The sequence below is a fragment of the Streptomyces sp. NBC_01707 genome (assembly GCF_041438805.1).
In the GTDB taxonomy this organism is placed as follows: domain Bacteria; phylum Actinomycetota; class Actinomycetes; order Streptomycetales; family Streptomycetaceae; genus Streptomyces.
Window position 1 is genome coordinate 7288322 of the sequence record NZ_CP109190.1, and the last position, 23698, is coordinate 7312019.

A 23698-nucleotide genomic window follows, 5' to 3' on the forward strand; every position below is an offset into this window, starting at 1 on the left:
CACACCGCAACACCCGTGCCCGGCGCCACCCCAAGGGGAGACGCCGGGCACACCCATACCACCAGCAACTCCGACAAGCCCCCGCCCCCACCCCCCATCCCCCTTTCGAGTTCAGATCACCACGCTCACCGGCCGCGCCACCAGAAACCCGGACAAGCTGGCATGTCCACCCATGCGCGCACCCGAAGGGCCCCACCACCCATGCCCACCCCACCCCTGGCCGGATCCACCACCGGACCCGACGCCCTGCGCCCCCTCCTCGACACCGTCCTCACCGCACTCCACGACGGAGCCCACCGACGAAACGGCCCCATCCCCGCCGGTGGACCCCCGACCACCACCACCCACATACACGCCGCCGCCCACCCCGTCATCCCCGACCACGGCACCGGCCCCCACCACGCCCTGCGCACCCTCGTCACCGCACTCACCCAAGGCTCCGCAGACCCCGCACACCCCCACTGCGCAGCCCACCTCCACACCCCACCCCTCGCCCTGGCCACCGCAGCCGACCTCGCCGCCTCCGCCCTCAACCCCTCCATGGACTCCTGGGACCAAGCACCCGCCGCCTCAACCCTCGAAGCCGCCACCACCACCGCACTCGCCCACGAGATCTACCCTCACCACCCCCACCCCGACGCCCTCATCACCACCGGCGGCACCGAAGCCAACCAACTCGCCCTCCTCCTCGCCCGCGAACGCCACGGCCCCGTACAGACCATCTGCGCCACCAACGCCCACCACAGCATCAACCGCGCCGCCTGGCTCCTAGGCCTCCCCGAACCCCTCACCATCCCGGCCCCCACCGGCGTCATGGACCTCACCGCACTCGAGGAAACCCTCACCCGACACCACCACCAGCGCCTCCTCGTCACCGCCACCGCAGGCACCACCGACACCGGCCAGATCGACCCCCTCGACGACATCGCCGACCTCTGCACCACCCACGGCGCCGAACTCCACATCGACGCCGCTTACGGCGGCCCCCTCCTCTTCAGCCCCACCCACCGCACCAAAGTCCACGGCCTCCACCGCGCCCACAGCGTCACCCTCGACCTCCACAAGCTCGGCTGGCAACCCGCCCCCGCGGGCATCCTCGCCGTCCCTGACCATCACCACCTCCAAGCCCTCCACCACCAAGCCCCCTACCTCAACGCCCACGACGACACCGAAGCCGGCCTCCCCGACCTCCTCGGCCGCTCCCTACGCACCACCCGCCGACCAGACGCCCTCAAAATCGCCGTCACCCTCCAAGCCCTCGGCCGCTCCGGCCTCGCCGACCTCATCGACCGCACCATCCGCACCGCCCACCACCTCGCCGACCTCATCACCCACACCCCCACCCTCGACCTCTACGACCGCCCCACCATCACCACCGTCCTCTTCCGCCCCACCCACACCGACGACCACACCGACGACCACACCGTCGCCACCATCCGCCGCACCCTCCTCACCAACGGCCGAGCCGTCCTCGGCCGCGCACACACCCACAACGGCCTCTGGCTCAAAGCCACCCTCCTCAACCCCCACACCACCCCCGACGACCTCCAAACCCTCCTCGACCACGTCACCCACCTCACCCACGACCTCAAGAAAGGCAACACACCCCGATGACCGACCGACCCAGCCCCAACCCCGACCAGCCACACGACCTCGTCGGCATCGGCATCGGCCCCTTCAACCTCTCCCTCGCCGCCCTCGCCCACGGCATCCCCGGCAACCCCCACCCCCTCGCCGCGACCTTCTACGAACAACGCCCCGCCTTCCACTGGCACCCCGGCCTCCTCATCGACGGCGCAAGCCTCCAAGTCCCCTTCCTCGCCGACCTCGTCACCCTCGCCGACCCCGCAAGCCCCTGGACCTTCCTCAACTACCTACGCAGCCGCGACCGCCTCTTCCCCTTCTACTTCGCCGAGCGCTTCCACATCCAACGAGCCGAATACGACGCCTACTGCCGCTGGGTCACCGACCAACTCCCCGGCCTCCACTTCAGCCACCAGGTCGACGCCGCCCGCTGGAACCCCGAACGCCGACTCTTCGAAGTCGACTTCACCCAACTCGACACCCACGGCGAAGCCGAAGCCCTCGGCCGCGCCTACACCCGCCACATCGCCCTCGGCATCGGCACCGAACCCTTCATCCCCGAACCCCTCAAACCCCTCGCCGACGCCGAAAACGTCCCCGTCATCCACTCCGCCGACTACCTCCACCACCGCCGGCAACTCCTCGACGCCGAACACATCACCGTCATCGGCTCCGGCCAGTCAGGCGCCGAAATCTTCCTCGACCTCCTCCGCGCACGCCCCGCCGGACACGAAAAACTCCACTGGCTCGCCCGCACCCACGCCTTCGCCCCCATGGAGTACTCCAAACTCGGCCTCGAACACTTCACCCCCGACTACAGCCGCTACTTCCACGCACTCCCCGAACACGTACGCGACGAACTCGTCCCCCACCAATGGCAACTCCACAAAGGCATCGACGCCGACACCATCGCCGCCATCCACGACGAGCTCTACCGACGCACCCTCCACGGCGGCTGGCCCGACACCACCCTCACCCCCGGCGTCCACGTACGCACCGCAGGCCGTCTCGCCAACACCCGCGTCGAACTCCACCTCGAACACACCCAACAAGGCACCCGCACCCGCCTCACCACCGACGCAGTCGTCCTCGCCACCGGCTACCGCGAACGCCCCCTCGACCGCATCCTCACCGGCCTCGCCCCCCACATCCGCCGCGACACCGGCGGACGCCCCCGCATCGACGAACACTTCCGCCTCGAACTCGACCCCACCGTCACCGGCAACGTCTACGTACAGAACGCCGAACGCCACACCCACGGAGTCGGCGCCCCCGACCTCGGACTCGCCGCCTGGCGCAGCGCCACCATCCTCAACAACCTCACCGACACCAACGCCTACCCCCTCCCACAACGCACCGCCTTCACCACCTTCGGCCTCACCCCCCAGAACACCCCCAAAATCCCCCACCAGCACCCCGGCCTCATCCCCCTCGTACAAGGCAACTGACCAGCGGCACACAAAAAGCGGCCGCCTCCCGGAAAGGAGACGGCCGCTCGACCACAGAACCGCTAGAACACCGGCTTACCGTCCCGCGTCAGCCGCCAGTCCACCGAAGCGAACTGCGAACCATCCACCGAACCCTTCGCCTGCACCCATGCAATGATCGTGTTGCGGATCTCCTCCGAATTCGCCCACAACTGCTTCGCACCCGGCACGTGCGGGAAGTTACCGCCACCGCTCGCCCGGTAGTTGTTCACGGCCAGCACGAACTGAGCCGCCGGATCGATCGCCTTGCCCTCGAACGACAGATTCACAATCCGCGAACCGTTCGGCTTCGCGATATCGATGTCGTACGTCAGACCCGACACCGCGTCGTAGTTGTAATCCGGCGTGTTGTCCGCATTCGTCAACTTCGCCGTATCCACCGGAGCATCAGCAGCCGTCTGCACGTAATACCGCGCCGAGAACTCCAGGTAGTCCCTGATCTGCGCACCCGTCAACAGCCGTGCCTCAAGCGTGTTCTCGAACGGATACAGCCCCGCCGCATCCTTGATCGTCACGTCGCCGGCCGGAATCTGCGCCGTACGCGAAAAACACGACGCCTGCGACAGCACCGGAAGCGACGCGTACTCGCCACCAGCCAGAGCGGCCTTCACCGTCTCCGCCTGAACCACATTGATCAGATCAATGATCGGCTCGTCCTTCCACGCCGCCTCCGCCGTCGTCATCGCCACCGTCGACGTACCGATGACCTGATTGACGTACGCCACGACCTTCTTGTGCTCATCGGCCAGCAGGCCGGTGATCTTCGGGTCCTCAGCCACCGCGTTGGAGTTCAGCACCTGCGAACCGGCACGCTCCACCACCCAGCGGCCCTTCTCCCACACCAGATCGAAGTCGAACAGCGTCAGCCGCTGCCCCCACTTCAACGGCTCGGAGAGCACCACCTTCTTGCCCGTCTCCTTGTTCTCCACGAAGTACTCGGGGATCTCCAGATGGGCATGGCCGACCAGAATCGCATCGATACCCGGCACCTGCTCCGCCACCAGAGCCGCCGCGTTCTCCACATACGGAACCTGATCGCCGTACGACGACGTCCCGCTGGTCCCGGAGTGCGCCGACACGATCACGACATCCGCCCCCATGGACCGAAGCCGCGGCACGAACTTCGCCGCCTGCTCCTCCAGCCCCGGGAACACCATCTTGCCGCTGACATTCACCTTGTCCCAGATCGCGATCCCCGGGTTCGTCAGACCCAGAATCGCCACCCTCACATCCGGGCCGTGCGGCGTACGCATCCGCTTGATCACATACGGAGCGAACGCCGGCCGCAACGTCTTCGCATCCAGCGCATTCGCACCCAGCAGCGGAAAATCACACTGCTCCTCGAACTTCCGCAGCACCGGAATGCCGTAGTTGAACTCATGGTTGCCCAGCGCCGCCGCGTCATACCCGATCGCGTTCATCGCCTGCGCCATGGGATGCACCGGACCACGCTTCGCCGTGATCGGATCGATCTTCGCGTAGTAGTACGACAGCTGCGTGCCCTGGATCGTGTCACCCGCATCGATCATCAGGGTGTTGTGCCGGCCCTTCTCCGCACGGACCTGGTCCACCAGGGTCGAGATCTTCGCCAGACCCACGTCGTTGTGCGCCTTGTCGTCGAACTCCTTGTCCGTGAAGTAGTCCCAGTTGAAGACATTCCCGTGCAGATCGGTCGTACCCATCACCGTGAACGAATACCGCTTCGGCGGACGCCCATGACCACGACCGTGAGCCTCGGCAGGCACAGCCACACCCCCAGCCATCGCCACACCGGCCCCGGCCGCAGCCGATGTGCCCAGGAACGTCCTACGGTTCAGCGGCATCTCGTCTCCCACAGATCAGATCTCGTAGTACACAACGCGCGTAGATAATGACCCACCAGCCGCACCCGGCAACACCCCCCGCAGGTTTCTATCTGATGACCACACGGGCCACGCCCCCGATGCCGCAGCTGCCGCGCGGCCCACACACCAGCCCCCTACTGCACCACCGACCACCCACGCGTCGCCGACCGCAGCGAACCTCGAATCCGACCCCGAAACCGCCACCCCCGCCACCACGCCCCGGTGAACCCCCGCCTCACCACAGCCCCCAAAAACTATGAACAGAATGCTCATCAGAGCGCCCTCGTGCACAATTCAACACTTGTCAATAACCCTTCACCCAAAGGTTGTTGAGTCGACACGCAGACCCAAATCACTACCCGTAGGTAAGGTCTAGGCTCAAACCATGCGCCGAGCAAAAATCGTCTGCACCCTGGGCCCAGCCACCGACACATACGAGCAGATCAAGGCACTCGTCGAAGCCGGAATGGACATCGCCCGCTTCAACCTCAGCCACGGCTCCTACGCCGAACACGAACAGCGCTACCGCCACGTACGCAAAGCCTCCGACGAAACCGGACGCAGCGTCGGCATCCTCGCCGACCTTCAAGGCCCGAAGATCCGCCTCGGCCGCTTCCGCGAAGGCCCCGTACTCCTTGAACGCGGCGACACCTTCACCATCACCGTCGAACCCACCGAAGGCGACCGCAACACCTGCGGCACCACCTACGAAGGCCTCCACACCGACGTCACCACCGGCGAACGCATCCTCGTCGACGACGGCCGCGTCACCCTCGAAGTCACCCACGTCGACGGCCCCCGCGTCCACACCACCGTCATCGAAGGAGGCATGGTCTCCGACAACAAAGGCCTCAACCTCCCCGGCGTCGCCGTCTCCGTCCCCGCACTCTCCGACAAGGACATCGAAGACCTCCGCTGGGCCCTTCGCACCGGCGCCGACATCATCGCCCTCTCCTTCGTACGCAGCGGACAAGACATCGACGACGTCCACCGCATCATGGACGAAGAAGGCCGCCGTCTCCCCGTCATCGCCAAAGTCGAAAAACCCCAGGCCGTCGAGAACATCGACGACATCGTCGCCGCATTCGACGGCATCATGGTCGCCCGCGGCGACCTCGGCGTCGAAATGCCCCTGGAACAAGTCCCGATCGTCCAGAAGCGCGCCATCAAACTCGCCAAGCGCAACGCCAAACCGGTCATCGTCGCCACCCAGATGCTCGACTCGATGATCGACAACTCCCGGCCCACCCGCGCCGAAGCGTCCGACGTCGCCAACGCCGTCATCGACGGCACCGACGCGGTCATGCTCTCCGGCGAGACCAGCGTCGGCAAATACCCCATCGAAACGGTCCGCACGATGTCCCGCATCGTCGAAGCCGCAGAGGAAGACATCCTCGCCAAGGGCCTGCCCCCGCTCACCGACCGCAACAAGCCCCGCACCCAAGGCGGCGCGGTCGCCCGTGCAGCCGCCGAGATGGGCGACTTCCTCGGCGCGAAGTTCCTCGTCGCCTTCACCCAGAGCGGCGACACCGTCAAGCGACTCTCGCGCTACCGCTCACCCATCCCACTGCTGGCCTTCACCCCGGACCCGGCCACCCGCTCCCAGCTGAACCTCACGTGGGGCGTCGAGACCTTCCTCGGCCCGCACGTCGACTCCACGGACGCCATGGTCGCCCAGGTCGACGAGGAACTCCTGCGGATCGGCCGCTGCGAGAAGGGCGACATCGTGGTCATCACGGCCGGCTCCCCGCCCGGCGTCGCGGGATCGACGAACCTGGTACGCGTGCACCACATCGGCGAGGACGACAGCCCCAAGTAGATCGGTCGTCAGTGCTTCGGCCCGACGTGAGCGTCCATGAGCGCGACGGACGCCCGTCGGGCGACGGAGATGTTGAGCGGGTTGCCCCCGCGTGAGAGGGTCGTCCACTCGACCGCGACGGCGGTGAGGGTTTCGCTGAACAGCTTGCGGATGTCGTCCGACTTGTTGGTGAAGAAGTACCGGGGGTATTCGTAACGCTTCCGCTCACCGGCGACGAGTCGGGTGGTCCAGTTGGTGATGCGACATCCGTCGGAGTGAATCAGGCCGCGGATGAGTTCCCACGGGTGAGCGTCCACGATCTTCTGTTGCCAGGGCTCGAGAGCGATCTGGCGGTTGTGCTTCCTGCCTGGGCCGTGCTGGGGGAAGAGGCAGGGCCAGTGCTTGCTGTAGCAGGTCACGTTCTGGCAGCCCTGACGCTGAACCCGGAACACTTTGTTGCCAGGGCGCACGAGCTGCATGGTTTCGGCGCAGGCGTCGATGAGGCCGGGCCAGGCATCGGCGCAGGCAATGCGCAGGAAGTACACGCCCCTTCTCGCGTGGGTGATGCAGCCGTCGCCGAGATAGAGGCCGAGCAAATAGGAGTAAGCGGCGGGGTCTTCGGGATCGCGCGGTGGGTCGTCGCACCTTGGACAATCAGCGGCGCGGTTCCAGCCGAGGGGTTCTATTCGTGTTTGCCACGAACGGATGGCAGCCCGGGAGATGCCGGTCTGTTTGCTTACGGAGTTCTGACTGAAACCCTGGGCGATGAGATCCAGAGCGCGCTTGCGCGTATCAAGGTCGTACACAGGACCGAGTCTGGCGGATCATGGAGCTTGCGGGCAGGCTTAGTGAGGCGATCACACGATCAAGTGAAGCCCTGCCGGTGCCTTGCGACCTTGGAATCGAAGGAAAAGTGCCCCGAGTCGGACTCGAACCGACACTGGATGGGTTTTGAATCCATTGTCTCTAACCAATTGGACTACCGGGGCTCGCTGAATCGAAGGTTTCCCTCGACCCGCTGAGCGTCCACCTTACCGCAGCTAGGTAGGCTCTTGGCAGCAGTACCCCTGTCTTGAACGAGGAGCCCCGTGACCACGCCCGAGTCGCCCCAGCCCGTCGCCGACGACGACAAGTCGCACGTCCCGCCGCTGACGACCCGCGTCGTCATCGCCGAGGACGAGGCTCTCATCCGCCTCGACCTCAAAGAGATGCTCGAAGAAGAGGGCTACGCGGTCGTCGGCGAGGCCGGAGACGGCGAGAAGGCGGTCGAGCTCGCCCGGGAGCACCGGCCCGACCTCGTGATCCTCGATGTGAAGATGCCGATCCTCGACGGCATCTCCGCCGCCGAGCGCATCTCCGAGGAGTCCATTGCGCCTGTTCTGATGCTCACCGCGTTCTCGCAGCGCGACCTCGTGGAGCGGGCCCGGGACGCCGGGGCGATGGCGTATCTCGTGAAGCCGTTCAGCAAGAGCGACGTGGTGCCGGCCATCGAGATGGCCGTGTCGCGGTTCGCGGAGCTGAAGGCGCTGGAGTCCGAGGTCGCGGATCTTGCGCAGCGGTTGGAGACGCGGAAGCTGGTGGATCGGGCGAAGAGCATTCTGCAGACGGATTACGGGCTGTCGGAGCCGGCTGCGTTCCGGTGGATTCAGAAGACGTCGATGGATCGTCGTCTGTCGATGCAGCAGCTTGCCGAGGCGTTGATCGAGGATGCCGAGGAGAAGCGGCGGGCGTCGAAGGACGGCGAGTAGTCCCGCAGGTACGTACGGAAGAGGCCCGCACCCCGGATCGATCGGGGTGCGGGCCTCTTCCGTGTGAAGGGGTGGGTCAGTCCTCGCCGAGGTACGCCTTGCGGACGGATTCGTCGTGGAGGAGGTTCTGGCCGGTGCCGGAGAGGACGATCTTGCCGACCTCCATGACGTGGCCGTGGTCGGCGAGGGAGAGTGCGGCCTGGGCGTTCTGCTCGACGAGCAGGATGGTGGTGCCTTGGGCCTTCAGCTCGACGATGGTCTCCATGATCTTCTGCATCATGATCGGGGAGAGGCCCATGGAGGGTTCGTCGAGCATGAGCAGTTTGGGCTGGGACATGAGGGCGCGGCCCATGGCGAGCATTTGCTGTTCGCCGCCCGAGAGGGTTCCGGCGGCCTGCTTCCTTCGTTCTCCGAGGATGGGGAAGAGGTCGTAGGCGCGCTGGATGTCCTTTTCGATGCCTGCTTTGTCGTTTCGGAGGTAGGCGCCGAGGAGGAGGTTCTCGGTGATCGTCAGCCGGGGGAAGATGTGGCGTCCCTCGGGGGAGTGGGCGAGGCCCAGGGAGACGATCTTGTGGGCGGGGACGTTGGTGAGTGGTTTGCCTTCGAAGAGGATCTGGCCGCCGATGGGCTTGAGGAGGCCGGAGAGGGTGCGCAGGGTGGTCGTCTTTCCTGCGCCGTTGGTGCCGATGAGGGTGACGACCTGGCCGGCTTCGACGGTGAAGGAGATGCCTTTGACGGCTTCGATCTTGCCGTAGGCGACGCGGAGGTCTTCGACCTGGAGCAGTGCGGTCATCGGGTGTCCTCCTCTTCGGTGCGGGTGGTGCTGGTGTCGTCGTCGGTGGCGGTTGCCGTTTCGGCGGGCTCCGCTTCCGTGGTTTCGGCTTCGGCGTGTGCTTCGGCTTCTGCCGCTTCGACTTCGGCGACTTCTTCGGCGCCGGGGGCGCCTTCGAAGGGGGTGCCGAGGTAGGCGGCTACGACGCGTTCGTCGCTCTGGACGACGTCGGAGGTGCCTTCGACGAGTTTTTCGCCCTGTACGAGGACGGCGACGCGGTCGCAGAGGTTGAAGATGAAGCGCATGTCGTGCTCGATGACGAGGACGGCGATGCCTTGGTCCCGGATGGCGAAGATGAGTTCTTCGGTGACTCGGGTTTCCTGGGGGTTCATGCCGGCGGTGGGCTCGTCGAGGAGGAGGAGTCCGGGGTCGCTGGCGAGGGCGCGGGCGATTTCCAGCTTGCGCTGGTCTCCGTAGGGGAGGTTGCGCGCGAGGTGGTCGGCTTTGGTGCGGAGGCCGATGAACTCGAGGAGTTCCATGGCGCGTTCGCGGCTGGCGTTCTCGGCTTTGGTGAAGCCGGGGAGGCGCAGGAGGGCGGACCAGAGGCCTTCTTTGGTGCGGGTGTGGCGTCCGACGAGGACGTTTTCCAGAACGGTCATGTTCGGGAAGAGCCGGATGTTCTGGAAGGTGCGGGCGATGCCTGCCTGGGTGACGAGGTGGGGCTTGGGCGGCAGGACGGTGCCCTTGTAGCTGACTGTGCCTTCGGTGGGGACGTAGAGCCCGGTGAGGCAGTTGAAGAAGGTGGTTTTGCCGGCGCCGTTGGGTCCGATGAGGCCGACGATTTCACCTGCGTTGACGGTGAGGTCGACGTTGCGTACGGCGGTGAGGCCGCCGAAGCGCATGGTGACGCCGCTTGCGTCGAGGACGGTGGTGGCGGTTTGTGTGGTGGTGGTCATGGTGGTCACGCCCCCGCCTTGGCGATGCCGGCGCCGGTTTCTTCGGACTGCCGTGGTTCGGGTACGTCGATGGTGTCGTTCTCGTGGAATTCGAGCTGTTTCCTGCGGTCGGCGACCAGGCCTTCGGGGCGGAAGCGCATCAGGAGGATGAGCGCGATGCCGAAGAGGAACAGCTGGTAGTCCTGCATGAACTGGAGTTTGGCCGGGATGAGGTAGAGCAGTGCGGCGCCGACGAAGGGTCCGCTGAGGGTTCCCATGCCGCCGAGGATGACGGCGGCGAGGAGGAAGGCGGAGTTCGGGGGTACGGAGCCGGCGAACTGGTACTGCTCGGGTGTCACGGTGTAGTTGACGTGTGCCTGGACGGTGCCGGCGAGGCCGGCGAGGGTGGCGCCGAGGGCGAAGGCGAGCAGCTTGAGCCGGAAGGCGTTGATGCCCATGGCGGTGGCGGCGGTTTCGTCTTCGCGGATGGCGACCCAGGCGCGGCCGATGCGGGATTCTCCGGAGCGGCGGAAGACGAGGACGACGACGGCGGTGACGACGAGCATCAGCAGGTAGTAGTTGGCGGGCCTGCTGAGGGTGAACGGGCCGATGTCGTGGCTGAGTCCGAAGTCGATCCCGAAGAGGTTGAGGTCCGGGATGCTGGGGATGCCTTGGGATCCGTTGGTGAGGTCGGGTCCGCTGTTGCCGTTGAGGTTGTTGACGGTGACGCGGAAGATTTCACCGAAGCCGAGGGTGACGATGGCGAGGTAGTCGCCGCGCAGTCGGAGGGTCGGGGCGCCGATGAGGACGCCGAAGACGAGTGAGACTGCGGCTCCGGTGAGGACGGCGGCCCAGAAGGGGAAGTGGACGCCGATGGCGGCGAGGGGGGCGCCGGAGACGAGTGCCGCGGTGTAGGCGCCGACGCCGAGGAAGGCGACGTAGCCGAGGTCGAGGAGGCCGGCGAGGCCGACGACGACGTTGAGGCCGAGTGCGACGGTCGCGAAGATGAGGATGTTCGCGCCGATGAGCGTGTATTCCGCGGTGTCCTGGGTGAAGGGGAAGCAGAGTGCTGCGACCAGGGCTGCGGTGAGGGCGACGTTGCGGTGCTTCGTGGTCAGCGCGGTGATGCGGGAGATGAGTCCCGCACGGGTGATGGCGGTGAACGCGAAGGCTGCGGTGATGAGGAAGCCGATGAACTGTTCGGAGTCTTCGGTGGGGATGCCGATGCCGTAGGTGAAGACGTACAGCATGGTGCCGAAGGCTGCTGTGATGATGAGGATTTCGGCCCAGGCGGGGAGTGTTTTGGCGCGGGTTGCCGCGGGTGCGGCGAGGCTGTTGCGGAAGCGCTGCCAGGCGCCCGGCCGGGGTTCGCGCGGGGAGAGGGGTTCGTCGCTGGGGAGTGCGAGTGCGGCGACGGTGGCGATGAGTGCGCCGATGCCGCTGACCCATGCGCCGGGTTCGAGGTTGACGATGCCGCCGAGCTCGTAGGCGATGGCCCCCATGGTGTAGCCGGTGGTGCCGAGGGTGCCGAGGGCGAGGAGCCGGACGGGGCTGTTGGTGCCGCCGGGGGTGAGCCAGCGCAGTCCTCGGATGTCGTATCCGCTGAGTACGAAGAGGAGGGTGAGGGCCGCGCCGGTGAGGGTGAGGATCTGGAGGCCGCCGGGGTAGCCGGTGACCGTGAGGTCGCCGGGGAAGTCGGTGGTCCAGGTCCAGGCGAGGAAGGTGCCGGCGAGGGCGATGACGGCGCCTGCGCCGGTGGCGAGGCGGGCGATCGGTGCGGGCAGTGGGATGAGTGTGCTCTGGGTGGTCATCCGTATCACGCCCGATCCGCGACGCGTTCGCCGAGCAGGCCTTGGGGCCGGAGCAGCAGGACGACGATGAGGAGGACGAAGGCCCATACGTCCTTCCAGGCGCCGCCGCCGAAGAGGTCCATGCCGGGGACGTCGCTCATGTAGCCGGTGGCGAGGGATTCGGCGACGCCGAGTACGACTCCGCCGAGCATGGCGCCGTAGATGTTGCCGATGCCGCCGAGTACGGCTGCGGTGAAGGCCTTGAGGCCCATGATGAAGCCCATGCGGAAGCCGATCTGGCCGTTCTTGAGCCCGTAGGCGACGGCTGCGACGGCTGCGAACGCGGCGCCGATGGCGAAGGCCATGACGATGATGCGGTCGGTGTTGATGCCCATGAGCTTGGCGGTGTCGGGGTCCTGCGAGGTTGCCTGCATGCCGCGGCCGGAGCGGGTCTTGGAGACGAAGAGGCCGAGGGCGATCATGCAGACGGGTGCGGCGATGAGGACGAAGAGGTCACCGCGCTGGATGTTGGCGCCGAAGAGATCGAACGCTTCGCCCTTGAACTGGGGGAAGGGGTGGTCCTTCGTGGCGTTGGGGTACCACTTCCAGATGGCCTGCTGGAGTGCGAGGGAGAGTCCGATCGCGGTGATCAGCGGGGCGAGTCTGGGGGCGGTGCGCAGCGGCCGGTAGGCGAAGCGTTCGGCTGCGACGCTGACGGCGACGGAGCATATGACGCCGCCGATGATCATGAGGGGGACGATTGCGAGGAGGTTGGAGCCGGCCGGCATCCAGAGGTACACGGTGAGAGCTCCGAAGCCTCCGATCATGAAGATCTCGCCGTGGGCGAAGTTGATGAGCTGGATGATTCCGTAGACCATCGTGTAACCGATCGCGATGAGACCGTACATCGCGCCGAGGATGAGTCCATTGGCCAGCTGTTGCGGCAGTTCGTTCACCGCAGGGCCTCCGTGGAGTGGTTCGGATATGGCACCGCGCGGGAGCGCTGGTAGCGCTCCCGCGCGGTCTGGTTGCTTTGCTGCGTGACCGGGAGGGCCTGGTCAGTCCTACTTGTAGGCCTCGCTGAGCTTGGAGACCCACTTGCCGCCGTCGACCTGGTAGGCGGTCATCATGGTGTTGGTGGTGTCGCCGTACTCGTCGAAGGAGACGGGGCCGGTGACGCCGTCGAAGTTGACCTTGCCGACCGCGTCGAGGACCTTGGCGCGGGCGTCCTCGGGGAGCTTGCCGTCGTTGGCGGCGACGACGGCCTTGACGGCCTCGATGATGGCCATGGTGGCGTCGTAGGTGCCGCCGCCGTAGGCCTCGTAGGCGTCCTTGTAGCCGGCCGTCTTGTAGTCGGCGATGAACTTCTTGGCGGAGTCGAGCTCCTCGACGGGCTTGCCGACGGAGGTGGCGATGTCGCCCTGGGCCTTCTTGTTGAGCTTGATGAAGTCGGCGCTGTACATGCCGTCGCCGCCCATGAGGGGGATCTGGACGCTGTCCTTGAGCTGCTGGCTCAGGGGTGCGCCGGCGGGGTACTCACCGCCGTAGTAGACGGCCTTGGCGCCGGACTTCTTGACCTTGGTGACGACGGCGTTGAAGTCGCGGTCGTCGGGGTTGACGTGGTCGGAGCCGACGATCTTGCCGCCGAGCTCGGTGAACGTCGCCTTGAAGGAGGCGGCCAGGCCGGCTCCGTAGGTCTTCTGGTCGTCGATCAGGTAGACCTTGTTGATCTTGGCGTTGTTGAAGAGGTACTTCGCAGCGAAGGCACCCTGGATCTGGTCCGTGGTGGCGGTGCGGAAGTAGGTCTTGAACGGGCGCTGCTTCTTGCCGGTCTTCCAGTCGTTGCCCTGGGTCAGCTCGGTGCCCGTGTTGGCGGGGGAGATCTGGGTGAGGCTGGCGTCGTTGAGCGGCTTCTGCATCGACTGCGAGACGCTGGAGTTCAGCGGCCCGACAACGCCGAGGACGTCCTTGTTGTCGATGAACTTCTGGGCGTTCTGTCCTCCGACGGAGGGCTGGGCCTGGTCGTCGAGGGGCTGAAGCTTGAACGTGACGCCGGGGACCGTCTTGTTCTTGTTCGCGAGGTTGACGGCGAGGTCGGCGGAGTTCTTGATGCCGAGGCCGAGCGCGGAGAGGTCTCCGGTCAGGGGCGCGTCGACGCCGATGACGACGGTCTGGGTGTCGCCGCCCCCGCTGCTGTTCTTGCTGTCGTCGCGCGACCCGCAGGCGGTGAGCGTCAGTGCTCCGGTGGTGAGCACTGTGGTGAGGATGAGCAAAGAACGGTGTCGCACGAAAAGTCCTTTCCCTGGCGCGGCCTCCTCTGCTTGAGGTGCCGTGTCGTTCGCCGGGCCGTACTGGGTTGGTACAGGGCCGTGCAGCAGACGCGCCCGGCGGCGCGGTGACTGGCCGTGACTCTAGGCGCAGGTGGCGGGGTCGGGGATGGGTCGGCGGAGGATGTGACTGTCTTGTTATGACGTTGAGGAAGGCTTGAGGTGGCTGTGCGGACATGTACGGCTTTTTACCGGACGGTGAAGTGACCGCATTCTGAGAACGCGCAGCTCTGCTAAGGGGCTTGAAGCGATCTTGGTGCTGTCGCGTCGCGGGGGGTGGTGAGGGCGCGACGAAGTGCCCGGCGGCCGCGGGCCCGGGTCCTGTGCGCCGCCCGGCGGTGCCCGGGTATTGCGCGCTTGTTACGCAGTGTTACACCGGGGGGCGGTATGGTCCACGCCCCGTGGTGTCCGTGGGGTGCGTGTGACTGTTGAGTGGGCCATACAACGGGTCGCGCGGTCAAGAGTGTTGGGGGTGGAATCCGCTCAACACCGGTTCCTGTGCGGGTGGTTGTGGGCGGATATGGCTCTGCCCGGCCGGGTTTGCGGTCCGGGCCGGGCAGAGGTGTGGTGCGGTGCCGGTGCGTCAGGCGGCTGCGGGCTTGGGGACGTCGCGGAGCATGCAGGTGAGGCGTGCGGTGCAGACGCGCTTGTCCTGTTCGTCGGTGATGACGATCTCGTACGTGGCGGTGGAGCGGCCGCGGTGTACGGGGGTGGCCACGCCGGTGACGAGTCCGCTCCGTACCCCTCGGTGATGGGTGCAGTTCAGGTCGACGCCGACGGCGACCTTGGTGGCGCCGCCGTGGAGCATGCTGCCGACGGAGCCGAGGGTCTCGGCGAGGACGGCGGAGGCGCCGCCGTGCAGGAGCCCGTAGGGCTGGGTGTTGCCTTCGACGGGCATGGTGCCGACGACGCGGTCCGCGGAGGCTTCGACGATCTGGACGCCCATGCGTTCGCCGAGGTGGCCGGCGGAGAAGAGGGCGGGCAGGTCGACGCCGAGTGCGGCGTACTCGTCGATGATCTCCTGGGGGAACTTGGGTGCGGTGTGCTCGCCCATGGGGTCCGGCTCCGATCGTCTGCGGTGGTTCATAGCTTTATTGCTGTGTGCATCGTTCTTATCAGACGACTGAGCGAACGCTTAGCGCGATGTGGGTGCGGATTCTTCCGTCCTGTCCTGTTCCTGGACGCTCCGGTTCTGGATGTTCTCGAAGCGGATGACGACCGACTTGCTTGCGGGGGTGTTGCTGGTGTCGGCGGTGGAGTCGAGGGGGACCAGCACGTTGGTCTCGGGGTAGTAGGCGGCGGCGCAGCCGCGGGCGGTGGGGTAGTGGACGACGCGGAAGCCGGGTGCCCGGCGTTCGGCGCCGTCCTTCCACTCGCTGACGAGGTCGGTGTATGCGCCGTCGGCGAGGCCGAGGGCGCGGGCGTCGTCGGGGTTGACCATGACGACGCGGCGGCCGCCCTTGATGCCGCGGTAGCGGTCGTCGAGGCCGTAGATCGTGGTGTTGTACTGGTCGTGGGAGCGCAGGGTCTGCAACAGCAGTCGGCCTTCGGGGAGTTCGGGGTACTCGACGGGGGCCGCGGTGAAGTTGGCCTTGCCGGTGGTGGTGGGGAAGCGGCGGGAGTCGCGTGGCGGGTGCGGGAGGGTGAAGCCTCCGGGGTGGGCGACGCGGGCGTTGAAGTTCTCGAAGCCGGGGACGACGCGGGAGATGCGGTCGCGGATCGTGGCGTAGTCCTTCTCGAACTCTTCCCAGTTGGTGGTGGATTCGGGGCCGAGGACGGCGCGGGCGAGGCGGGCGACGATGGCGGGTTCGGAGAGCAGGTGGGGGCTCGCGGGGGTGAGGTTGCCGCGTGAGGCATGGACCATGCTCATGGAGTCCTCGACGGTGACGAACTGCTTGCCGCTTGCCTGGACGTCCTTGTCGGTGCGGCCGAGGGTGGGCAGGATCAGGGCGCGGCGGCCGGTGACGGCGTGCGAGCGGTTGAGCTTCGTGGAGACGTGGACGGTGAGGCGGGCGCGGCGCATGGCGGCTTCGGTGACATGGGTGTCGGGGGTCGCCGCGACGAAGTTGCCGCCCATGGCGAAGAAGATCTTTGCGTCGCCGTCGCGCAGGGCCTGGATGGAGCGGACGACGTCGTAGCCGTGGTGGCGCGGTGAGGTGATGTCGAATTCCTTGTCGAGGGCGTCGAGGAATTCGGGTGCGGGGCGTTCGAAGATGCCCATGGTGCGGTCGCCCTGGACGTTGGAGTGGCCGCGGACGGGGCAGACTCCGGCACCGGGGCGGCCGATGTTGCCGCGCAGCAGAAGGAAGTTGACGACTTCGCGGATGGTGGGCACGGAGTGTTTGTGCTGGGTGAGGCCCATGGCCCAGCACACGATGGTGCGCTTCGAGGCGAGGATCATGGTGAGGGCCTGCTCGATGGTGGCGCGGTCGAGGCCGGTGGCGGTGAGGGTCTCGTCCCAGTCGGCCGCGCGGGCGGCGGCCGCGAACTCTTCGTAACCGTGGGTGTGTTCGGTCACGAATGTGTCGTCGACGGCGCCTTCGGTCTCCAGGATCATCTTGTTGAGGAGCCGGAAGAGGGCCTGGTCGCCGCCGATGCGGATCTGCAGGAACAGGTCGTTGAGGGCGGTGCCCCTGATCATGCCCTGGGGGGTCTGAGGGTTCTTGAACCGCTCCAGTCCGGCTTCGGGCAGTGGGTTCACCGAGATGATCCTGGCGCCTGCGGCCTTGGCCTTCTCCAGGGCGGAGAGCATCCGGGGGTGGTTGGTGCCGGGGTTCTGTCCGGCGACGATGATCAGGTCGGCGTGGTGGAGGTCTTCGAGGGAGACGCTGCCCTTGCCGACGCCGATGGTCTCCATGAGTGCGGAGCCGGACGACTCGTGGCACATGTTGGAGCAGTCCGGCAGGTTGTTGGTGCCGAATTCGCGGGCGAACAGCTGGAGCAGGAACGCGGCCTCGTTGCTGGTGCGGCCGGAGGTGTAGAAGAGCGCTTCGTCGGGGGAGTCGAGGGCGCGCAGTTCCTCGGCGATGATGTCGAAGGCGTGTTCCCAGGTCACCGCTTCGTACCGGTCGGCGCCTTCGGGCAGGTACATCGGCTCGGTGATGCGGCCTTGCTGGCCGAGCCAGTACCCGCTGCGGCCGGCGAGGTCGGCGACGGGGTGGGCGGCGAAGAAGTCCGGGGTGACGCGGCGCAGGGTGGCTTCTTCGGCGACGGCCTTGGCGCCGTTCTCGCAGAATTCGGCGGTGTGCCGTTTGTCGCCCTCGGGCCAGGCGCAGCCGGGGCAGTCGAAGCCGTCCTTCTGGTTGACCTTGAGGAGGGTCCGGGCGGTGCGGCGGAGGCCCATCTGCTGCTGGGCGATGCGCAGGCTGTGGGCGACGGCGGGAATTCCGGCGGCCGAGTGCTGGGCCGGTTCGACGTGCGGTGCGTCCTGGACCGGGTCACCGGTGGGCGGCTTGGTGGCCATTGTGCTCCCCTTTGAGCCAGCTGCGAACCTGCGCGGTGTCGCTGCATGTGTTCCTGTGGTCGTTCCTGTCTTCGATCGTGTCACGCGGCGTGGGGCGTGTGCCGGGCGAGTGGTCTGCGGTCCGGATTGTCAGTGGTCCGTGGCAGGATCGGGGGCGTGGCTGAGACGGCATCGAAGAAGACGGCAGACAACCGACCGCGCCTGCTCCTGATGGACGGGCACTCCCTGGCGTACCGGGCGTTCTTTGCGCTGCCTGCGGAGAATTTCACGACAGGGGCGGGCCAGCCGACGAACGCGGTGTACGGCTTCGCGTCGATGCTGGCGAACACGTTGCGTGACGAGGCGCCCACGCATTTCGCGGTGGCGTTCGACGTTTCGCGCCGCACGTGGCGGTCGCAGGAGTTCCCCGAGTACAAGGCGAATCGTTCGAAGACGCCGGACGAGTTCAAGGGGCAGGTCGAGCTGATCGGCGAGCTGCTGGACGCGATGCACGCGGATCGTTTCGCGGTCGACGGCTTCGAGGCGGACGATGTGATCGCCACGCTGGCGACGCAGGCGGAGGCGGCCGGGTTCGAGGTGCTGATCGTCACCGGTGACCGGGACTCGTTCCAGCTGATCACGGACAACGTCACGGTGCTGTACCCGACCAAGGGCGTCTCGGAGCTGACGCGGTTCACTCCGGAGAAGGTCGAGGAGAAGTACGGGCTGACGCCGCAGCAGTACCCGGACTTCGCGGCGCTGCGCGGGGACCCGTCGGACAACCTGCCGGGTATTCCGGGCGTCGGGGAGAAGACGGCGGCGAAGTGGATCAACCAGTTCGGTTCGTTCGACGACCTCGTCGCGCGTGCGGACGAGGTGAAGGGGAAGGCCGGGCAGAACTTCCGGGACCACCTGGAGTCCGTGAAGCTGAACCGGCGGCTGACCGAGATGGTCCGTGACGTGGAGCTGGCGAAGACTCCGCAGGACCTGGAGCGCGCGCCGTACGACCGCTCGGCGGTCACGGGTGTGCTGGATGTGCTGGAGATCCGTAATCCGAGCCTGCGCGAGCGGCTGCTCGCCGTGGATCCGGGGGCCGCTGAGGACGAGGCTCCGGCGCCTGCCGCGGGCGTCGAGCTGGACGGTGCGGTGCTGGCTGCGGGCGAGCTCGCGCCGTGGCTCGCCGAGCACGGCGGGCAGCCGCTGGGTGTCGCCACGGTCGACACGTGGGCGCTGGGCGTCGGCAGTGTTACGGAGATCGCGCTGGCTGCGGCCGACGGGGCGGCGGCGTGGTTCGACCCGGCGCGGCTCGACGAGGCGGACGAGCGGGCGTTCGCCGGGTGGATCGCGGACGCCGGGCAGCCGAAGGTCATGCACAACGCGAAGAGCGCGATGCGGGTGTTCCCCGAGCACGGCTGGCAGGTCGAGGGCGTCACGATGGACACGGCGCTGGCCGCCTATCTGGTCAAGCCCGGCCGCCGTTCGTTCGCGCTGGACGCGCTGGCGGTGGAGTACCTGGGCCGGGAGCTGGCCCCCGCGGCGGCGGACGGGCAGCTGGCGTTCGGTGCGGACGACCAGGCGGAGGCCGATGCACTGATGGCGCAGGCCCGTGCGGTCCTGGACCTGGGCGAGGCGTTCACCGCCCGGCTCAAGGAGGTCGGGGCGGCCGAGCTGCTCCACGACATGGAGCTGCCGACGTCCGCGCTGCTGGCCCGGCTGGAGCGGCACGGCATCGCGGCCGACCGGGAGCACCTCGAATCGATGGAGCAGCAGTTCGCCGGCGCCGTGCAGCAGGCGGTGAAGGAGGCCCACGCGGCGGTGGGCCGCGAGTTCAACCTGGGCTCGCCCAAGCAGCTCCAGGAGGTCCTCTTCGGTGAGCTGGGCCTGCCCAGGACGAAGAAGACGAAGACCGGTTACACGACGGACGCGGACGCGCTCGCGTGGCTGGCCGCGCAGACGGAGCACGAGCTGCCGGTCATCATGCTGCGCCACCGCGAGCAGGCGAAGCTGCGGGTCACGGTCGAGGGCCTGGTCAAGACGATCGCGGCGGACGGCCGTATCCACACCACGTTCAACCAGACGGTGGCGGCGACCGGCCGGCTCTCGTCGACCGACCCCAATCTGCAGAACATCCCGGTCCGCACCGACGAGGGCCGGGCGATCCGGCGCGGCTTCGTCGTCGGCGACGGGTTCGAGACGCTGATGACGGCCGACTACAGCCAGATCGAACTGCGGGTGATGGCCCACCTGTCGGAGGATGCGGGCCTGATCGAGGCGTTCACGTCCGGTGAGGACCTGCACACCACGGTCGCTTCGCAGGTCTTCGGGGTGGACAAGTCCGCCGTCGACCCGGAGATGCGCCGCAAGATCAAGGCCATGAGTTACGGACTGGCGTACGGGCTCTCCGCGTTCGGTCTCTCGCAGCAGCTGAACATCGAGGCGGGCGAGGCACGCGGCCTGATGGACACGTACTTCGAGCGGTTCGGCGGTGTCCGTGACTACCTGCGCCGGGTGGTGGAGGAGGCCCGGGCGACCGGCTACACGGAGACGGTGTTCGGCCGCCGCCGCTACCTCCCGGACCTGAACAGCGACAACCGGCAGCGCCGCGAGACGGCCGAGCGGATGGCGCTCAACGCGCCGATCCAGGGCACGGCGGCGGACATCGTCAAGGTCGCCATGCTCCACGTCGACCGGGCGCTGACCGATGCCCGGTTGACGTCACGGATGCTGCTCCAGGTCCACGACGAAATCGTGCTGGAGATCGCCAAGGGCGAGCGCGAGCAGGTCGAGGAGATCTTGCGCCACGAGATGTCGACGGCGGTGCAGTTGCGCGCCCCGCTGGACGTCTCGGTCGGTGTCGGCGCGGACTGGGAGTCCGCGGCGCACTGACACGGCAGTGACGTGGCGCCCGCACGGGCGCGGGGGTGTCCGGCCGGCCGGACACCGTCAGGGGCTGTCCGGCGGGCTTGTCATCAGGTCCGTATGGTCGCCGGGTGGTGCGGTGGCGGTGGGTGGCTCGTCCCGGGGCCGGGCTCGGAGCCGTATCCACGTGCCGTACAGCACCAGGCCGACCGCGAGGCCTGCTCCGGCGCCGAAGCAGGCGGTCGGGATGATGTCCAGCGGTGTGTCGATGTGCCCGAAGTACGCGTACCAGCGGGCGCACCGGTGGACGATGCCGAGCAGTACGCACACGCTCAGCAGGGCGCCGGCGTACCACCGTGCCCGATGGTCGAGGGGCGGTACGGACGGTGGGACGGGCCGCGCCCCGGTCCGTCGCAGTCCGGACGCGGTGAACCAGGCGAGCACGGTCAGTGCCACCGCCGAACTGCCGTACTGCACGCACTGGAACACCGGAAAGCCGCCGACGTTCTCGCTGAGGACCGGTACCAGCCGGGTGCCCCACCGGTCGTGATGGGTGAACGCGTCCCACACCACGTGCGTGCCCGCCCCGATGACCGCCGACCCGACGAACCACGCACCGTCCCGCACCCCCCACGGGCCCTGCCGCTCTCCGCGTACGAAGGTGTGCACGCGCCCCTGCCACGCTCCGGGCAGCAGCGCCACCAGCGGTTCGCGCAAGAGCAGCCACAGCGCCACCACCGCCGCGGTGATCAGGACGTCCACCGTGAACACGCCCCATACGGCATGCGTGACCTGACCGAACTCCATTGCGCCCGGGATGGCCGTGTCCGCGTAGTACGTCATGTCGGGGGCGAACGAACCGGCGACGAGCGCCGAAGCGAAGAGCGGGCCGCGCGCGGTGCCGTTGCGTCGGACGACCGGCAGTACGGCAGCGGCATGGCTGAGGGTGAACGGCATGGCCGCAAGTATGCGCGAGCAACATGGTGCGGATCGGATGGGCACCCGACGCCTGCTGTTCAACTTGCGGTCCGGAACGTGAAATACCAATAAGAATCGGTCAGGCCACTGTGTTCGGGCGGCGCAAGTTGCCGTAGGGTCGCCTGAGTCCTCGCGCTGGGGAGCGCGGGCAGCCGTCGATGGGGAGGGACCAGACGTATGGCAGCGCAATTCGGTCGCCGACTGCGCCGAGGGGCGACCACCACTGCGGTGGCCGCAGTTGCTGTGGCGGCGCTCTCCGCGTCACAGGGCCCCGGTGCGGTGCTCGCATCGGACGGTGGCGGCGGTGACCAGCGCACAGCCGGTTCCGCACCCTCCGACGACAGCGTGGCGACCGGCAACTCGCCGTACTACACGGACCTGCCGCCGCTGGTCACGCCCAACAAGCCCGGTACGTCGACAAATCTGCCGATCACCGGCACTGCGGAGTCCGGCATACCGGCCTCGGTCCTGGCTGCGTACAAGAAGGCCCAGCAGTCCATCGCGAGCAGCGACGCCGCCTGCCGGCTGCCGTGGCAACTCCTCGCCGCGATCGGCAAGGTGGAGTCGGGCCAGGCCCGCGGCGGCCGGGTCGACGCGAACGGCACCACGTTCTCCCCGATCCTCGGCCCGGTCCTCAACGGCCAGGGCTTCGCGATGATCAAGGACACCGACAACGGGGCGTACGACGGGGACTCGACGCACGACCGTGCGGTCGGCCCGATGCAGTTCATCCCGTCGACATGGGCGACCTGGGGCCAGGACGGCAACGACGACGGCCGCAAGGACCCCAACAACATCTATGACGCGGCGCTCGCCGCCGGGCACTACCTCTGCGCCGGCTCCCGCGATCTGTCGCTCGCGGCCGATCTCGACCGGGCGGTCCTCAGCTACAACCACTCGAACGAATACCTGCGTACGGTCCGCTCCTGGTTCGACTACTACAAGCGCGGCACGCACGAGGTCCCCGACGGCACCGGCGTCGTCCCGCCGTCCCTCGACGGTGGTACGGACCCGAGCACGGACCCCGGTACCTCGCCGTCCCCGACCCCGCCCGGGAAGCCGAAGCCGGATCCGAAGCCGTCGAAACCGGGCGGCGGTTCGTCCGACCCGAAGCCCTCCACGCCGCCGTCCACCCCGCCCCCCAAGCCGTCCCAGACGCTCGCCGATCTGGAGAACGCGGGCACCGGTGCGCTGACCGCCACCGCGGGTGACGCGTTCGCCGAGCGGATCAAGGTGCGGGCGGAGAACAGTCTCGGCAGGCCGCTCGCCAAGGTGTCCGTGACGTTCACCATCGCCGGTGACACGGACGCCCGCTTCGAGGGCGGGAAGAGCGCGGTCACCCTGACCACCGGATCGGACGGCACGGTGACCGCACCGGTGCTGCGGGCGGGCGAGACGACGGGCGAGTTCACGGTCCGGGCCATCGCCACCGGCCGCTCGCTGCCGGCCGTCGCCTACACCGCGACCGTCACCGCCCGGCAGGCCGACGCCATCGCCAGGACCGACGACAAGGCGCTGACCGCGGCGCCCGGCGCCGAGTTCGCCGACGCCGTCGAGGTCAAGGCCACCTACAAGGGTGCGATCGCGTCCGGTGTCGCCGTCACCGCCACGATGATCACCGACGGGGACACCCCGGCCGAGAACGACAAGGGCCCGTACTTCAAGGACGCCGACGGCAACACGGTCCGCACCCTGACGGAGCTGAAGACCGACGCCGACGGCACGCTGCGGCTCCCGAAGATCTACGCCGACGACACCGCGGGCACGTACAAGCTCCGCCTGACCACCGAGGGCGGCGCCACGGTCGTCATCGAGCTCACGGTCGAGGCCCCCGCCGCCTGACGCCCCCGCACCGCGTTCACCGAGCAGCCCCTGTGCCACCACCCGGCACGGGGGCTGCTCCACGTGTTCTCATCTCGCGCCCGCGTTGCTACGGTGCCCCAACCCTGACGACCCATCAGATAAGCGTTCTCCGGGAGGCCGAGCATGCGTGCCGTCATCGCCGCCGCCATCGGGCTGGCCGCGGCCCTCGCCCTCGTGTTCACCATCAGCGCGATCGGCGCACCCCCCGGCGAGACCTCGCCCCAACCCCTGCTGACCACCGTCCCCGGCCCCAAGAAGTAGAGGGAGGGCG

General features: G+C 67.6%; 17 protein-coding genes and 1 tRNA gene. 7 read left to right on the forward strand and 11 right to left on the reverse strand.

Annotated features, from left to right (window positions below; translation table 11 throughout):
• Positions 1-201 precede the first annotated feature (201 nt).
• The gene (locus tag OG963_RS32675; RefSeq protein WP_371799746.1) at positions 202-1614 is read left to right on the forward strand and encodes an aspartate aminotransferase family protein; all 1413 of its coding nucleotides are present in this window, start codon (positions 202-204) and stop codon (positions 1612-1614) included.
• Positions 1611-3032 carry a lysine N(6)-hydroxylase/L-ornithine N(5)-oxygenase family protein gene (locus OG963_RS32680; protein ID WP_093771751.1) on the forward strand — a complete coding sequence of 474 codons (1422 nt, stop codon included), beginning with the start codon at positions 1611-1613 and terminating at the stop codon, positions 3030-3032. The genes OG963_RS32675 and OG963_RS32680 overlap by 4 nt, the downstream gene beginning before the upstream one ends.
• Before the next feature lie 62 nt (positions 3033-3094).
• Here OG963_RS32680 and OG963_RS32685 read toward each other — a convergent pair whose 3' ends face one another.
• Entirely contained in the window at positions 3095-4894 is a 1800-nt protein-coding gene (locus OG963_RS32685) for a bifunctional UDP-sugar hydrolase/5'-nucleotidase (RefSeq protein ID WP_030919603.1), read from the reverse strand.
• Between the two features lie 406 nt (positions 4895-5300).
• Here OG963_RS32685 and pyk point away from each other — a divergent pair, with 406 nt between their 5' ends.
• Complete coding sequence (pyk, locus tag OG963_RS32690) at positions 5301-6734, forward strand: pyruvate kinase (RefSeq protein WP_030919606.1); 1434 nt, start codon at positions 5301-5303, stop codon at positions 6732-6734.
• An 8-nt stretch (positions 6735-6742) separates the two neighbouring features.
• On the opposite strand, the gene OG963_RS32695 is transcribed toward pyk, so the two are convergent.
• A complete protein-coding gene (locus tag OG963_RS32695) occupies positions 6743-7519 on the reverse strand; it encodes a helix-turn-helix domain containing protein (protein WP_093929654.1) in 777 nt (258 codons plus the stop codon).
• Positions 7520-7627: 108 nt separating this feature from the next.
• Positions 7628-7702 (reverse strand) — tRNA-Leu (locus OG963_RS32700).
• A gap of 99 nt (positions 7703-7801) precedes the next feature.
• Between OG963_RS32700 and OG963_RS32705 the strand changes: the two genes are divergently transcribed.
• Positions 7802-8461: an ANTAR domain-containing response regulator gene (locus OG963_RS32705; protein ID WP_030919608.1), complete on the forward strand. Its 660-nt coding sequence runs from the start codon at positions 7802-7804 to the stop codon at positions 8459-8461.
• Positions 8462-8537: 76 nt separating this feature from the next.
• Here OG963_RS32705 and OG963_RS32710 read toward each other — a convergent pair whose 3' ends face one another.
• The 7 genes from OG963_RS32710 to OG963_RS32740 form a co-directional block, all read right to left on the reverse strand.
• Positions 8538-9254, reverse strand: coding sequence for an ABC transporter ATP-binding protein (locus OG963_RS32710; protein WP_030919612.1), 717 nt, complete (start codon positions 9252-9254; stop codon positions 8538-8540).
• Positions 9251-10189 carry an ABC transporter ATP-binding protein gene (locus OG963_RS32715; RefSeq protein WP_030919614.1) on the reverse strand — a complete coding sequence of 313 codons (939 nt, stop codon included), beginning with the start codon at positions 10187-10189 and terminating at the stop codon, positions 9251-9253. Before OG963_RS32715 ends, OG963_RS32710 begins: the two co-directional genes overlap by 4 nt.
• Before the next feature lie 5 nt (positions 10190-10194).
• The gene (locus OG963_RS32720; RefSeq protein ID WP_093771755.1) at positions 10195-11979 is read right to left on the reverse strand and encodes a branched-chain amino acid ABC transporter permease; all 1785 of its coding nucleotides are present in this window, start codon (positions 11977-11979) and stop codon (positions 10195-10197) included.
• Between the two features lie 5 nt (positions 11980-11984).
• Positions 11985-12914 (reverse strand): branched-chain amino acid ABC transporter permease, encoded by a 930-nt coding sequence (locus OG963_RS32725; RefSeq protein WP_030919619.1) that lies wholly within the window; start codon positions 12912-12914, stop codon positions 11985-11987.
• 108 nt (positions 12915-13022) lie between these two features.
• Positions 13023-14231, reverse strand: coding sequence for a branched-chain amino acid ABC transporter substrate-binding protein (locus OG963_RS32730; protein ID WP_030919622.1), 1209 nt, complete (start codon positions 14229-14231; stop codon positions 13023-13025).
• Positions 14232-14868: 637 nt separating this feature from the next.
• Positions 14869-15339: a PaaI family thioesterase gene (locus OG963_RS32735; RefSeq protein WP_030919624.1), complete on the reverse strand. Its 471-nt coding sequence runs from the start codon at positions 15337-15339 to the stop codon at positions 14869-14871.
• Between the two features lie 81 nt (positions 15340-15420).
• Positions 15421-17748: an FdhF/YdeP family oxidoreductase gene (locus OG963_RS32740; protein ID WP_371799747.1), complete on the reverse strand. Its 2328-nt coding sequence runs from the start codon at positions 17746-17748 to the stop codon at positions 15421-15423.
• A gap of 156 nt (positions 17749-17904) precedes the next feature.
• On the opposite strand from OG963_RS32740, the gene polA reads away from it, so the two are divergent.
• Positions 17905-20613 carry a DNA polymerase I gene (gene polA, locus OG963_RS32745; RefSeq protein ID WP_093929655.1) on the forward strand — a complete coding sequence of 903 codons (2709 nt, stop codon included), beginning with the start codon at positions 17905-17907 and terminating at the stop codon, positions 20611-20613.
• Positions 20614-20670: 57 nt separating this feature from the next.
• On the opposite strand, the gene OG963_RS32750 is transcribed toward polA, so the two are convergent.
• The gene (locus OG963_RS32750; RefSeq protein ID WP_371799748.1) at positions 20671-21543 is read right to left on the reverse strand and encodes a DUF4184 family protein; all 873 of its coding nucleotides are present in this window, start codon (positions 21541-21543) and stop codon (positions 20671-20673) included.
• Positions 21544-21741: 198 nt separating this feature from the next.
• Between OG963_RS32750 and OG963_RS32755 the strand changes: the two genes are divergently transcribed.
• The gene (locus OG963_RS32755) at positions 21742-23406 is read left to right on the forward strand and encodes a lytic murein transglycosylase (RefSeq protein ID WP_371799749.1); all 1665 of its coding nucleotides are present in this window, start codon (positions 21742-21744) and stop codon (positions 23404-23406) included.
• A gap of 144 nt (positions 23407-23550) precedes the next feature.
• Entirely contained in the window at positions 23551-23688 is a 138-nt protein-coding gene (locus tag OG963_RS32760) for an SPW_0924 family protein (protein ID WP_107055348.1), read from the forward strand.
• The last annotated feature ends 10 nt before the right edge of the window (positions 23689-23698 follow it).